This is a genomic window from Agrobacterium rosae, assembly GCF_002915175.1.
GTDB lineage: Bacteria > Pseudomonadota > Alphaproteobacteria > Rhizobiales > Rhizobiaceae > Agrobacterium > Agrobacterium rosae.
The window spans coordinates 560,249-573,723 of sequence record NZ_NXEJ01000006.1; the positions used below are offsets into that span (position 1 = coordinate 560,249).

Genomic DNA, 13,475 nt, shown 5'->3' on the forward strand with positions numbered 1-13,475 from the left:
CTTTCACGTCAGGTGCTGGTAATCTGGGCCTTCTTGCGCAGCTCTTCGAGATATTTCTTCTCGTTGGGATTTTCACCCTTTTCAGCCTTCATCAGATCCTCTGAACGGAAAACGACCTCGGCGGCGTAGTCGTCAGACACCTGCTGCTTTTTGCAGATGGCCAGATATTCAACGCCTTTTTCCGTCACGCGCGTGCCGGTGGTGCCACCTTCAGGCGTCTTTTCCACCAGAGGCTTCCAATCCGGCGGCAATTCCGGCTCGAGCATGCGGCCAAGATCCTTGATCGATACATCCAGCATCGTTGCGGCAAAGGTCTTTGCCTGTTCGCAACCGGGATAGCGTTTGCGCGAGGCTTCTGCTTCCGACTTTCGCTTGCCCGTAATGGAATTGCGCTTGGCTTCTGGAATAACGAAAATGACCTGCTGCAGGAAATATTCGTTCGTCACAGGTTTATTGCCGCGCTCTTTCAAACGCGTCACGAAATCCTGCGTCGACATTTTGTTGCGGCCGCCATAGCGAGCGTTGACCAGACGGGGCCAGCTCATCTGGATTGCGATGAAGGATTTGAAATGCTCAGCGCCGACACCGGCCTGGGCAAGGACCTTGGTCAACTGATCGGTTGTCATCTTGTTGGTGGACGCGAAACGCGCAAAGGACGCATCGACATCTGCGGTGCTGACGGACATTTTGACGCGTGCGATCTCTTCACGCTTCAACGCCTCATCGATCAGCTGCTCACGAGCCTTTTCGGCAAGATTTCCGGACTGGCGCTGCAGCTTGAGAAAAGCCATGCGTCTTGCGATATCGTCAGTCGTGATCGGCGTCTTGTTGACCACAACCTTGACCGCAGTTGCCGCAAAAGCCTGGTTGGCTGGCAGCGTGACGGACATAGGAACTGCGAAAATCGCAAGGGCGAATGCAGCATTGCGCAACGCCGTCTTTCCGAAATTCATGCTGTTCTCTCCCTGTCGACACGTCGGTTCCCGATGGTGCCGACTTTGCTCTTTTAAACATCTCACAGTATCGGATGAAGCGGATATGACCGCCCGTCAACCAATAAAGTTGAATTTTGCTACAGTTTTAGCCTGAACGCGACCGTATATATCACTGAAATCAGTCAAACGACAATCGCTGGCGTTCCCAGACATTGAAGATATGTTGCGGCAAAACAGTGGCGTGCCAGCGATACCGCCGATCACGCTGTTTCAAAAAAAGCGGCGAAGTTTTCACTTCGCCGCGGTTTGAAATCAGAAGTTATTGGGCTTCCAGCCGATCTCGGCATCATCCCAGTCCGTGCCAGCCGAACCCACGGTGATGTCACCCAGCGTTCTGAACGCCAGACGCGCATTGACCGACCAATCATTCGCGGCCTCGTTGACCGTATTGATGTTGCCCACATCCGAATAGCTGACGGTGAAGATGGTGCATTCATCCTGATAGAGAAAGCCGATACGCCGCTCGCTGGAGAACTTGTTGTTCACGTCATAATTGATCGCGCCGAACAGAGCCCAGTTATCATCGAGGCGCAGCTTGCCAGATGCCTGAATGATGTCACGTTTACGGTCGTAGCCGTATTCCGGCTGAGCGTCGACCTGGGTGTAGCTGACTTTGCCAGATACCCGGTTGTCGGTATAGGCGACCGCCGTTTCCGAGCGATTGACTTCGAACGTATCCTTGTCGAACCGGAGGCTGGAGGACAGCGACAGGCCGATCGGCGCGTCGATGGCTGCCATTGCAACGTAATCGGAACGGTCCGTTTCCAGACCGGAATCTGCACCGACATTGACCAGATCGTTGGACGCAAACGAGTTTTCGCCAGCGAGATGGAACGACTGACCGGCAATGGCGCGAATGCCGTAACCATTGTCGAATGTGCCATTGTAGCGGAAGCCGAGATTGGCGCGTGTGCCGCCTTCGATGCGGTCGAAGCCCGAAAACTTGTCGCGCTCGAACAGATTGGTCGCATCGAACACGAATGCCTGGGCATCTTCGTTTGGAAACTGGCCAGAATTGCTTTCGTTCGGACGAACGAAAATCTGGGCGATAGGCTCGATCACATGGCTGCTGTTAAGTGCCTTGAAAAGCACCGGATAACGGGCTTCAAGACCGAACGTCGCCATGCCACGCAGATTTGCGTCATTATTGATCGAGCTATCATAGGCATATGTGCCGAACGAGTTTGCGGACATGTCATTCCACAATGCATCGCCACGGGCTGCCAAAAGCGGCGTCAGCAACAGACCGCTATCGAATGTAAAGGTCCGCTTCCATTCCGCCTCTGTCGAAAGGCGCGTGTAGTTTCCTTCGAGGCCATTATAGCGCACGGATGGACCGAGGTTATAGGCATCCTGCTCACGACGCGTCAGGCTGGTGAAATTGGTCGTCAGCGACAGTTCGCCGCCATATACCGGATCTGGCAAGAAATAGCGGTAATCGAGAGCAGGGTGAACGATCGCCTGCTTGCGCTCCTGCGTTTCGCTCTCGTCATTGTCCTGAACGTTGAAGTAATAGGCGTTCAAATCGAAGGAATTACGGTCGCCAAGGCCTGTCAGATAAAGCTTGTTGGTCTGAACGTCTGACTTGTAGTCCTTCAGACCATAGGTGCGCGAGAAGTTGTTGTCGGTCTGCACCATGGCGTCCCAGCCGAACGACCAGCGTGGATTGATCTTGAACTCGCCTTTGGAGGCGATCATGGCGCGTGTGTCGTTCTGCGAATCGCTGGTATTGACGTCGAAATCCTGCGGGTTCATCTGATTGATACCAGCCGCGCGCATCGTATGCGTTCCCATTTCGAAACGCTGGCGCAACTCACCCTCGAGCAGCAGACCCTGTGACGAGTAATAGGTCGGCGTGACAGTGACGTCAGCGGTATCGGACAGCACCTGGAAATAGGGAACGCCAATACCGAAACCGAGATTGTCGGTCACGCTCATGCGCGGAAACAGGAAGCCGGACTTCCGTTTGACCGTGTTGTCTGGAACCGTGATGAACGGCAGATAGGCGATCGACTTGCCAAAAAGCTCGAAGCGAGCCTTCTCAAGCCGCACCGTATGGGTCTTGCCGTCCTGAATGACGCGTTCTGCCTTGACCTGCCACAGAGGCGCTTTTTCTGGCCGTTCGGCGCAAGGAAGACATGCCGTGTAAACGCCGTTGTTCAGAACCATCACGTCCTGCGAAAGACGTTCGGCGCTTTCACCGGCAATGCGGGTATTGTCCGTCGTCTCGACACGAAGCGCGTTTATGAAGCCCTGGCCAAAATCGTCGGTAACGTCGAGTTCGTCCGCATAGATGCGGTTGCCGCCCGGTTCGATCAGTTCGATGTTGCCGCGCGCAAGAACGCGCCCAGTGGACTGGTTATATTCGACGCGCTGGGAAACCATGCGGTAGCCGGAATAGTGCAGGCGCACGCCACCGGTCGCGATGACGCGTTCGGCATCTTTATTATAGGTAAGTTCGTTCGCTGTAAGCAGGAGTTTCGATTGGTCCTGAGGGTCGCCTACGATGACGCCGTCTTCAGCGAAAACGCTGGAAGCGGTTGCAACATATGCGCACACAGCAGCACCAGTCAGAAGGGCTGTCGTAAGCCGTCTGATATTCCCGCGGTCAAATACCGCCACTAGCCGTCCTCCTGATGAAGCAGAATGGTTGCACCCAACGCCAACGCCACGACAACTGGAACCCAGACCGCAACGAAGGGAGGGACAACGCCGCTACTCCCGAATGCCCTTACGAGCACGGTTACTACATAAAGCACGAAGCCGGAAACGATTCCACCCAGAATCACGGAGCGAGACTGTGCAAAACGGCTGAACTTTAATGAAACAGTCGCGGCAATGAACGTCATGGCCACGAGAAGAAAGGGCATGGACAACAGGAAGTGGTACTGTGTCTCCAGAGCTTTCGAAGAGATTCCGAAAGACTGGGCTACCTCGATTTTGTGAGAAAGCTCAAAGAAAGCAACGGTTTCAGGCTGCGTCAAACGCTCCTGAACGAATTCCTGTCTCAGATTGGTACTGATTCGTGCCGAGGCTTCCCGGGTTGGCACATGGCCGGGGCGGATCTCTGCAACGTTGTTAAGAAGCCAGTAACCATCTTCCAACTTAGCCGACTGTGCGTCCTGACGCAGGAGGATATTGCCGTCCTTGTCGAGGTGTATGAGCACCACATCCTTGAGCAGGGTGCCGTTGTCCTCGAAGCTCTTGGCACCGATGATCGTGTCCTGTCCGCCGCTGCTCTGGCGAAGCCATGGAAGCACCTGCTGCTGGCGTGAAGCCCCGCCCTCATTGCGCCATCCCGATTCGACCGCCAGCGATTTGCTTTCGCCCCAGGCTGCGATGGGGTTCAGCACCGTGATGGAGAGAATACCCATAAGAATGGCACCGCCAACGAAGGGCAGAATGAACTGCCACGCGGAAATACCGGCAGCGCGGGTAACCACTAGCTCATAACGGCGGTTGAGCGAAATCAACGTCGTCATGCCGACGAAGAGAGCGACGAAAGGAATCGTCTGCTGAAGAATGAGCGGCAGGCGCAGAGCGGTCAGGCCGAGCGCAGCCGGCACCGAGTAACCTGGCAGGCCGGACATGCGTCGCGCCGTTTCGCTGAAGTCGGCCAGAAAAATGATCGCGGATACGCCAAGCAGGAACCAGACGGTCGTCATGAGATAACGGCGGAGGAAGTAGCGGGAAAGCGTGCCGAACATCATGCGCTTTGCCCTCCGGAACCGGATGCCTTGGGTGGAGAAAAGCGCTTCTGGATTCTCAGCAACGCATTGCCGAAAGCGCTCGGCATCCGCAGCTTTTGGCCGGTCAGGAGCAGGAACGTCGCAATACCGCCGCTGACCACTGGAACCGCATACACAAGCGGTATGAAGGCTGCACTCTGCTTGACCTGATTGGTGAAATAGAAGCCGAGCCAGCGCAGCATGAATGCGGTGAGAAGTGCCGCCACCATCGGATGCAGCCGTGCCTCACGGTGGGAGCGGGCATCTCCCGCGACCACAAGCGAAATCAGCGCGAAAACGAAGGGAAACATCCAGTCCACCAGACGACGGTGCAGCTCAGATTGAAAGCCGCCCGGTGCTTTGCGGTAGCTCTCAACTGTTTCATCCGGCGAGAGCAGGAATGACAGGCTCGCATCGCTGGATGAAATCGAGGGTTCGCTGTCGCCCTTCTCTGACATCGTGGACAGATCGAAGGCATAGGACAGGAACTTGACCACAGAAACCTTGCCGTCCGGCGTCTTCTGCTGCACTTCGCCATCGCGCATGGTCAGCGACGTGCCGCCCTCATCGATCATGCCTTCCTTGGCATAATAGATGAGATCATAGTTTGGATCACGCCGGTCCGCGACGAACAGACCGCGCAGGATACGCCCCTGACGCTCGCCGATCTGGACGTAAAGGCCATCCTGAATGGTGCGGAATGTTTTTTCTTCGATGACCGACGACAGGAGGTCGGCGTAAGCCGCTGCAACCATCTGCCGTGCGGCCGTGCGTGCCGGTGGTTCGGCGAAATTTGTGATTCCGAAGGAGACAAGGCTCAGCACGGTTCCAAGAATCAGAATCGGCTTGAAGATGATCGTCCGCGGTGCGCCGGACGCATCGATGATCGCCAGCTCCGAATCGGTATTCATCGCCGTCAGCGTCTGCGTGATGGCAATGACGAGGGCGAAGGGTAGGACAACGGGAATCAGCGTCGGCAACAGCATGGTCGCCAGCGTCACGAACGAACCCATGGACTGACCGGTATCGGTAACGAGATTGATTCTCTGCAGAACCTGAATCGTCCAGATAATGGCCAGAACGGGTAAAAGCGCGACCAGAAACATCTGCGTCGTGCGTCGCAATATGTATCGTTCAAGAAGCGTCATTCGGTCCCTGATAAGGTATTTCCATTTTGTTCCCCCCGCGGGAACTTTTTCTATCTAGCTGCAACAATCGCGAATGGCGACTCCGGGACACTCACAAATCTGTCTTGCGCGGCAATTTTTCTTAACCCTGTGTCTTTTTGTTGGTCACGCCTTTTCTAATCTCCGCATGCGTGATTCATAAAATTGCCATGCCGGGAAGAGATTGCAGGGTTGCGCCGGGCCTGGAAAACGTGATGATCCCGCGCATCCCGAAATAAAGTGATGAGCGAGAACATGTCCGCCAAATTCGATATATCCTTTGCCAACTCCGCCACGCTCGAAAATGCCAGCGCAATTTTGCTGCAGGCTTCCGGCGAAAATGCTCCCGCTGGCCAGGCGCATGTCGATCCGGCGGGCATATTGGCGAAGGCCGCCAAGGTTTCCGGCTTTGCCGCCAAATCGATGAGCGTTCTCGATGTGCTTGCCCCGCAGGGCTCGGACGCGGATCGAATCACGGTTATCGGTCTGGGGAAAGTTGCCAAGCTGACCGCCCATGACTGGCTGCGCGCAGGCGGAACGGCTGCTGCCAATTTCAAGAAGGCCGAAAAGGTCGTTATCTATCTCGACGCGCTGGGTATCGACGTCGATGGCAAGGCTGCTGCGGATTTTGCCCTTGGCCTTCTGCTTCGCGCCTATAGCTTCGATACCTATAAGACGAAGAAGAAGTCCGATGACGACAAGACACCGAAAAATGTCGAAGTCATCATCGTGACAGCGGCTCACGCCGAGGCAAAGGACGCGTTCGTCACTGCTGAGGCCGAAGCGGAGGGCGTTATTCTGGCGCGCGATCTCGTCAACCTGCCGCCGAATGTGCTGGGTCCGGTCGAGTTTGCCGAAAAGGCCGAGGAGTTGAAGAAACTCGGCGTCGAGGTTGAAATCCTTGGCGAAAAGGAAATGAAGAAGCTGGGCATGGGTGCGCTTCTGGGCGTCGCGCAAGGCTCGGTTCGGCCACCTCGTCTGGCCATCATGCACTGGAAGGGCGGCTCCAAGAAAGATGAGCCGATTGCTTTCGTCGGCAAGGGCGTCGTGTTCGATACCGGCGGTATTTCGCTGAAGCCCGGTGCCGGCATGGAAGACATGAAGGGCGATATGGGCGGCGCGGCCGCCGTGACCGGCCTGATGCACACGCTGGCGGCGCGCAAAGCCAAGGCAAACGTCATCGGCGTCATCGGTCTTGTCGAGAACATGCCGGATGGTAATGCGCAGCGCCCGGGCGACATCGTCACCTCCATGTCCGGCCAGACCATCGAAATCATCAACACCGATGCCGAAGGCCGCCTCGTGCTGGCCGATGCGCTTTGGTACACCAATGATCGTTTCAAGCCGAAGTTCGTGATCAATCTGGCGACGCTGACCGGGGCGATTACCGTGGCACTCGGCAATCTTCAGGCTGGCCTGTTTTCCAACGACGACGAACTGGCCGAACGTTTGACGAGCGCGGGCAATACTACACAGGAAAAACTGTGGCGCATGCCGCTGGGCAAGGATTACGACAAGATCATCGACTCGAAATTCGCCGATATGAAAAACAGCTCTGGCCGTCTTGCCGGTTCGGTGACGGCCGCGCAGTTCCTCAAGCGCTTCGTGGGCGACACGCCTTGGGCGCATCTGGATATTGCCGGAACGGCCATGGGTTCGCCGCTGACGGAGATCAACCAGTCTTGGGGTTCGGGTTATGGCGTGCGCCTGCTGAATGAACTCGTTCGCGCCCACTACGAGGATTGATCATTGGTGGGCAAAGCGCTACTGGCACGACGATGACGGAGATACTGTTTTACCATCTGACCGAATCGAAGCTGGAAGACGCTTTGCCACCGCTTCTTGAAAAGTCATTGGAGCGCGGCTGGAAAGTCGCAGTCCAGACCTCGATGGAGGAGCGTCGCGATTCGCTCGATGTGCATCTGTGGACATTCCGCGACGACAGCTTCATGCCGCATGGCACCGAGCTCTCCGAAAAAGCCGCTGAACAGCCCGTCCTGCTGACCGCATCTGGCGAAAACCTCAACGCCGCCAACGTCCGCTTCATCGTAGACGGCGCAGAGCCACCCCCAATCGACAGCTACGAGCGCATCGTTTTCATGTTCGACGGTTATGACGCCGCGCAGCTCGAGGGCGCGCGCGCCCAGTGGAAAAAGCTGAAAGGCGAGGGTCATACGCTGACCTACTGGCAGCAATCGCCGGAAGGGCGCTGGCAGAAGAAGGCTTGAGGGCCAGAGCTTTACATAAGGGTTTCTGCATCTTGAAGATTATAAAAATGGCCGGGTCATCCCCGGCCATTTCCGTTTCTCAATGCCTTGCAGTCTTACTTTTGCCCAGGCAGCGCATAGGCAATGACGTAATCGCCACGATCCGGGGACTGGCGGGCTCCGCCTGCGGAGATGACGACATATTGCTTGCCGGTCTTGGGTGACTTGTAGCTCATTGGGCCGCCCTGGCTGCCGACGGGGAGGCGAGCTTTCCAGACTTCCTTGCCGGTCGCCGTGTTGAAGGCGCGCAGATAGTAGTCCTGTGTGCCGGCGATGAAGACGAGACCGCCCTGGGTGGCGAGCGTGCCGCCGAGGGTTGGCATGCCGATGGGGATGGGTAGACCCATCTTGATACCCAGCGGGCCGGTGTCTTCGACAGTGCCGACCGGCACCTGCCATTTGATCTTCTGCGTCTTCATGTCGATGGCGGTCATGGTGCCGAAGGGCGGTTCCTGACACGGGATGCCAAGTGCCGATAGGAACCGGTTCTTGTTGACCGCATAAGGTGTGCCCTTCATCGGCACGACGCCCATCACCGTATTGGTCGCTTCCGAACCGCTGTTGACGGCGGTTGTCGGCTTTGCTTCCTGCATCTGGATCCACAGACCGAGACGCATGTCGTTGACGAAGATGGTGTTGGTCGTCGGGTCGGTGGAGATGCCGCCCCAGTTCATGCCGCCGAGCGAGCCGGGGAAGTTGAGCGCCAGATCGGTGCCGGGAACGGTGTAGACGCCGTCATAACGCATGCCCTTGAAGGCCACGCGGCACAAAAGCTGATCGAACGGAGTTGCACCCCACATGTCGCTTTCGGTCAACGTCTGAGCACCGATCTGCGGCATGCCGACGGAAAGCTTCTGCGTTGGTGCATAGGGCTCGTTCGGGATATTGCCCGGTTTGACCGGAACGTCGGCAACCTCAGTTAGCGGTTGACCCGTGGCGCGGTCCAGCACGTAAAGCTGGCCTGCCTTGGTGCCGAATACAAGGCCGGGAACCGTTGTGCCATCGGCCTTCGGGAAGTCGATGAACGACGGCTGCATGGGCACGTCGAAGTCCCAGAGGTCGTTATGCACGGTCTGGTAGACCCACTTTTCGCGACCGGTGGAGGCATCCAGCGCCAGCATGGAAGCGCCATATTTGTGATCGAGCTGTGTGCGGGTTACGCCATAGAGATCGACCGATGGGCTGCCAACCGGCATGAACACGGTGTTGGACTGCGGATCATAAGACATCGCGGCCCAGACGTTCGGCGTTGAGCGCGTGTAGGTCTGGCCCGGAGGTGGCAGCAGGGTGATGTCAGGGTTGCCGGGATCGAACGCCCAGCGCAGCTGGCCGGTGATGACATCGAAGCCGCGCATGACGCCGCCCGGCATGTCTGTCTGTACGTTGTCGGCGATACGGCCGCCAACGACGACGGTGGTGCCGGCAAGTGTTGGTGCCGAGGTCAGCACATAGCTTGGGTCCGGCGCATCGCCGAGGCCGATTTTCAGATCAACGCGGCCATTGGTACCGAAATCCGGGCAGAATGCGCCAGTGTCGGCGTCCAGAGCGATCAGCTCGGCCGTGATGGTGTTCATCAAAATGCGGCGCTGGCAAAGAGCGCCTTCGGTAACGGTTGCTGCCGTCACAGGCGTGGAGCCGGGAACGCTTGGCTGATCGACCGGGCGCGTGGCATCGAAATAGGCGAGGCCGCGGCAACGCATCCAGACGGATGACTTGGCGTTGATCTCGTTCTTCCAGATTTCCTTGCCGGTATCGGCATCCAGCGCAATCACGTTGTTATGCGGTGTGCACAGGAAGACGCGGTCGCCCACCTGCAATGGCGTCTGCTGGTCTTCGGCACCGCCGCCGCCGGGGCTGATGGGCGTATCGCCGGTGTGGTAGGTCCACGCGACTTCGAGCTTGTCGATGTTGTCGCGGTTGATCTCATCGAGCGCCACGAAGCGGCTGCCACCCGGTGTATTGCCGTAGTGTTCCCAGTTCTTCTGCTCGGTTTCGGCGGTGACGGGTGTCAAGGCCGGAGCGTCGCCGCTGGCAACAACGGTTGGGTGTGGCACGAACATGCCAGCCATACCGGCGGCCGATGCGGCACCAAGCACGAGCGCCAGAATGAACGAGCCTGCATAGGCCGGTGTTTTTCCAGCAGAGCGCCGCAGCAAGGGAACGGAAAGCGCAACGACTGTCGCACCAACCGTCAAGGCCAGCAGGCGGGAAATCAACGGCCAGTATTCAAACCCGACATCCCAGATGGCCCATGCCAATGTGCCGATGAAAACGAGGGCGAAAACGCTCGCTCCAAACGGTTTGCGCAGGGCGATGAGCAGGCCGCCGAGAATAAGGGCGACGCCGGAAATGATGAAATAGAGGCTGCCGCCCAGCATGGCGAGCTTGCCGCCGAAATAGGCGAAGAAGATACCCGCAGCGATGATAACGAGGCCGAGAAGTGCCAGCCATATTTTCGAAAGTGCGGATAGGGGTTTTGGTTGATCAACCATCAAGAATTCCTGACTGTTTAAGTTTTGCAGTCAGACGAAACGCATGTTCGCCCACGTGGAGCGCAAAGGATTTCTGTCTGACAGATGGCACATGATCTTGAGCCGCCAGGAGGCTGCTGTGACAGGAAATGGGCCAGGCTGAGAAGCATGCTGTCCATGATAACTTTCCGCAAAGGGATATATCGGCGGGCCTTGGCAAGCCACGTAAGCTGGCTTTCAGGCGGCGATATGTCCCGTCAAGATCCGAGTTTCCCTCGCAACCCCACTCCTCCAACGGATTGGTACGGGCGTTTGGCTTTCACCAAGCCCTGTGGGAATACGCCCCGCCGCAGACGTTAACAAGGTAAAAAACGCAGAGATTCGGCTGAAAAAACCGCCATAACCGACTCTTTCCGCTCACTTTCTCTGAATATCACGGCTTTTTGAGGCGGGAAGTCGCCGGTGGGAAGACGGAAGCGTGGGGCGTATCATATAAAAACCTACGAATCAGTCGGTTTTAGAAACAGGCAACGAAACGAGATTGAACTCTGCGCGGCTTCTCAGTTTGGTCTTCTAATGTAGTGCGTTAATAAAAATGCTGTATGCAACACTCAACGAACGGAGCGTTGCGCGACAGTTGAGGAGAATGAAATGGGTCAATCCGCCCCGTGGCCGGTCAACGAAACAGAGCGTCTCGTCGCTGTCCGGTCCATCCTGTCTCTTGGGTCCGGCCCGACACCGGAACTGGCTGCGCTTTCTGAGCTGGCGAAAGGCGTGTTCGACATGGCGCGTGCCGCCATCCATATCGTGGATGAGGACTGGTTGCGGATTGCGCATCAGGCTGGCATTCAGGTCAGCGAATGCTCTCGCGATATTTCCATCTGCACCCGGGTCGTTTTGTCCAACGACGTCCTTGTCGTGCCGGATTTGAGTGCGCACCCGGAATTGCGCGGCTTTCCCTATGTCGAAGGCGGGCCGAAATTCCGTTTTTATGCCGGTGCGCCCATTGAGCTCGAGCCGGGGCTGACGGTTGGAGCCTTCTGCATTCTCGACACGTCTCCGCGCGAGTTGAAACCAGCAGAAGTGGAAAGCCTCAAGCGCTTTGCGGTTCTGGCAGCGGCACTGCTGCGCTTGCAACATGCCAATTTTACCATGAGCCTTGCCGAGCGCGCCTTGCGCGATGCGGCCATGACCGACCCGCTGACAGGTTTCTATAACCGCAAGGCACTGAGCGCCTTGGTGGATTCGCAGATGTATGCCGCCTTGCAGTCCAACGAGACGTTCGGCGCGCTGTATCTGGATATGGATGGTTTCAAAGCGATCAATGATACGCTGGGCCATGGCGTTGGTGACCGCGTTCTGCACGAAGCAGCCTGCCGTATTCGTGATGTCATCCGTTCTGAAGACATTGCCGTGCGCATGGGTGGGGATGAGTTTGCGGTTTTCGTTCCGCGGCCTGCCGGTTCGCATGTTCTTTCAAAGCTGGCGGAGCGATTGCTGGAGGCATTCCGCCAGCCCTTCCACATCGATGGTCGTTCTATCAATGCGCCGCTCAGCATCGGCGGCGCGATTGCACCGCAGGCGGGGCAGGATTGCGTTTCGCTGCTGCAAAGTGTGGATGAAGCGCTGTATCAGGCCAAGAAGGATGGGCGCGACCGTTTCGTCAGCCGCGCCATCTGACCGATCAGTCGAAGAATGAATCCACGAACTTGTGACGGCCGAGCAGGAATGCGTCGGCCACATGCATCAGTGGGGCCAGATCGACATCCGAGGTTTTGGCCTTGATGATTTCGGCGAAGCGTTCGTAGAGGGCAGGGTACTCACGCTCTGGTTCGGACAGTTTCTGCTCGCCAGCGATGGAGAGCTTTGCGCCGCCTTCGGAGAGAATCATCTGGCCCGCTTCAGTTTCTGCCACGATATCCCAGCTCTGCTTGCCCGTCTGGAGCCAGTCGAATTCGGCGTGCACAGGCATTTGCGTCACATCCGAGAAGAGGATGTCTGCGGCGATAGGCGCATCGCGGTTCTCAGGGAATTCCAACGTGGCCTTGGTGATGAAAAGGGCGCGCGGCAGAATGTGGGTTATGATCGATAGGGCATTGATGCCCGGATCGAACACGCCGAGGCCACCCGCCTGCCAGATCCACTCCTGGTTCGGATGCCAGTGGCGCACGTCTTCCTTCCAGATGACGTGAACGCTGTTGATCTTGGTGGAAGCGAGGAAGCTCCTGGCGGCTTCGACCGCTGGCGCATAACGCGAATGCCAGCTGGCAAACAGCGAAAGACCCTTGGAATCGGCCAGACGCACCAGATCCTGCACTTCGGAAAGCGTCGCACCCGGTGGTTTTTCCAGAAAGACATGCTTGCCTGCATTCAGCGCAGCGTAAGCTGCGGTGTAACGGTACTGCGGCGGCATGCAAAGCGACACGGCCTGCACATCAGGCACGGCTTCGAGTAGCGCTTCGATGGTGCCGTAAGATGCTACGCCGTCCACAGTGCCATGGCGGCTGGCGGTGGCAATCAGATCGAAATCCGGATTAGCGGCAATGGCTGGAAGGTGTTGATCGCGAACGATTTTGCCGACGCCGACGATGGCGAGCTTGGTAGCTGACATGAAAGAAAACCCGTCTGAATGTTTCACTCGAATAATATTACTTTATCGAGTTCTATCAGAAACATCGGAGTGGGCAAGGGTGGCGGTTACAGTAGGTGACGCTGCGGATTTGAAATGTTGTGGGATTATAATTTACTCCCTCATTCCTGTGCTTGTCACAGGAATCCAGTCGACGCGCGTCTGCGCGGCGGGAGACTCTTTTCAGCCCAAAGACTTGGGCTGGCTAGATTCCTGTGA

The 13,475-nt window shown here is 57.2% G+C and carries 9 protein-coding genes; 3 read left to right on the forward strand and 6 right to left on the reverse strand.

Annotated features, from left to right (window positions below; all coding sequences use genetic code 11):
• Positions 1–8: 8 nt before the first annotated feature.
• The 4 genes from CPJ18_RS14040 to CPJ18_RS14055 all read right to left on the reverse strand — a co-directional run bounded on the left by CPJ18_RS14040 (position 9) and on the right by CPJ18_RS14055 (position 5,871).
• Positions 9–953: a SurA N-terminal domain-containing protein gene (locus CPJ18_RS14040; protein WP_103587670.1), complete on the reverse strand. Its 945-nt coding sequence runs from the start codon at positions 951–953 to the stop codon at positions 9–11.
• Between the two features lie 294 nt (positions 954–1,247).
• Positions 1,248–3,617 carry an LPS-assembly protein LptD gene (locus CPJ18_RS14045; protein ID WP_103659020.1) on the reverse strand — a complete coding sequence of 790 codons (2,370 nt, stop codon included), beginning with the start codon at positions 3,615–3,617 and terminating at the stop codon, positions 1,248–1,250.
• Positions 3,617–4,705: an LPS export ABC transporter permease LptG gene (lptG, locus tag CPJ18_RS14050; RefSeq protein ID WP_077122751.1), complete on the reverse strand. Its 1,089-nt coding sequence runs from the start codon at positions 4,703–4,705 to the stop codon at positions 3,617–3,619. Before lptG ends, CPJ18_RS14045 begins: the two co-directional genes overlap by 1 nt.
• Entirely contained in the window at positions 4,702–5,871 is a 1,170-nt protein-coding gene (locus CPJ18_RS14055; protein WP_103587672.1) for an LptF/LptG family permease, read from the reverse strand. Before CPJ18_RS14055 ends, lptG begins: the two co-directional genes overlap by 4 nt.
• 273 nt (positions 5,872–6,144) lie before the next feature.
• On the opposite strand from CPJ18_RS14055, the gene CPJ18_RS14060 reads away from it, so the two are divergent.
• Together CPJ18_RS14060 and CPJ18_RS14065 are read left to right on the forward strand one after the other, a co-directional pair.
• Entirely contained in the window at positions 6,145–7,635 is a 1,491-nt protein-coding gene (locus CPJ18_RS14060) for a leucyl aminopeptidase (RefSeq protein WP_103659147.1), read from the forward strand.
• Between the two features lie 32 nt (positions 7,636–7,667).
• Entirely contained in the window at positions 7,668–8,117 is a 450-nt protein-coding gene (locus CPJ18_RS14065) for a DNA polymerase III subunit chi (RefSeq protein WP_103659022.1), read from the forward strand.
• Between the two features lie 95 nt (positions 8,118–8,212).
• Here the strand turns inward: CPJ18_RS14065 and CPJ18_RS14070 are convergent, their stop codons facing one another.
• Positions 8,213–10,648, reverse strand: a complete 2,436-nt coding sequence (locus CPJ18_RS14070; RefSeq protein WP_103659024.1) for a glucose/quinate/shikimate family membrane-bound PQQ-dependent dehydrogenase — start codon at positions 10,646–10,648, stop codon at positions 8,213–8,215.
• Positions 10,649–11,278: 630 nt separating this feature from the next.
• Between CPJ18_RS14070 and CPJ18_RS14075 the strand changes: the two genes are divergently transcribed.
• Positions 11,279–12,307 carry a sensor domain-containing diguanylate cyclase gene (locus CPJ18_RS14075; RefSeq protein ID WP_103659026.1) on the forward strand — a complete coding sequence of 343 codons (1,029 nt, stop codon included), beginning with the start codon at positions 11,279–11,281 and terminating at the stop codon, positions 12,305–12,307.
• 4 nt (positions 12,308–12,311) lie between these two features.
• Here CPJ18_RS14075 and CPJ18_RS14080 read toward each other — a convergent pair whose 3' ends face one another.
• Positions 12,312–13,238 (reverse strand): Gfo/Idh/MocA family protein, encoded by a 927-nt coding sequence (locus CPJ18_RS14080; protein WP_103659028.1) that lies wholly within the window; start codon positions 13,236–13,238, stop codon positions 12,312–12,314.
• Positions 13,239–13,475 lie beyond the last annotated feature (237 nt).

Excerpts from the sequence above, each read along its gene's own strand:
- CPJ18_RS14040 (WP_103587670.1), bottom strand. The coding sequence starts at position 953 with ATGAATTTCGGAAAGACGGCGTTGCGCAATGCTGCATTCGCCCTTGCG.
- lptG (WP_077122751.1), bottom strand. The coding sequence starts at position 4,705 with ATGATGTTCGGCACGCTTTCCCGCTACTTCCTCCGCCGTTATCTCATG.
- CPJ18_RS14055 (WP_103587672.1), bottom strand. The coding sequence starts at position 5,871 with ATGACGCTTCTTGAACGATACATATTGCGACGCACGACGCAGATGTTT.
- CPJ18_RS14060 (WP_103659147.1), top strand. The coding sequence starts at position 6,145 with ATGTCCGCCAAATTCGATATATCCTTTGCCAACTCCGCCACGCTCGAA.
- CPJ18_RS14065 (WP_103659022.1), top strand. The coding sequence starts at position 7,668 with ATGACGGAGATACTGTTTTACCATCTGACCGAATCGAAGCTGGAAGAC.
- CPJ18_RS14070 (WP_103659024.1), bottom strand. The coding sequence starts at position 10,648 with ATGGTTGATCAACCAAAACCCCTATCCGCACTTTCGAAAATATGGCTG.
- CPJ18_RS14075 (WP_103659026.1), top strand. The coding sequence starts at position 11,279 with ATGGGTCAATCCGCCCCGTGGCCGGTCAACGAAACAGAGCGTCTCGTC.
- CPJ18_RS14080 (WP_103659028.1), bottom strand. The coding sequence starts at position 13,238 with ATGTCAGCTACCAAGCTCGCCATCGTCGGCGTCGGCAAAATCGTTCGC.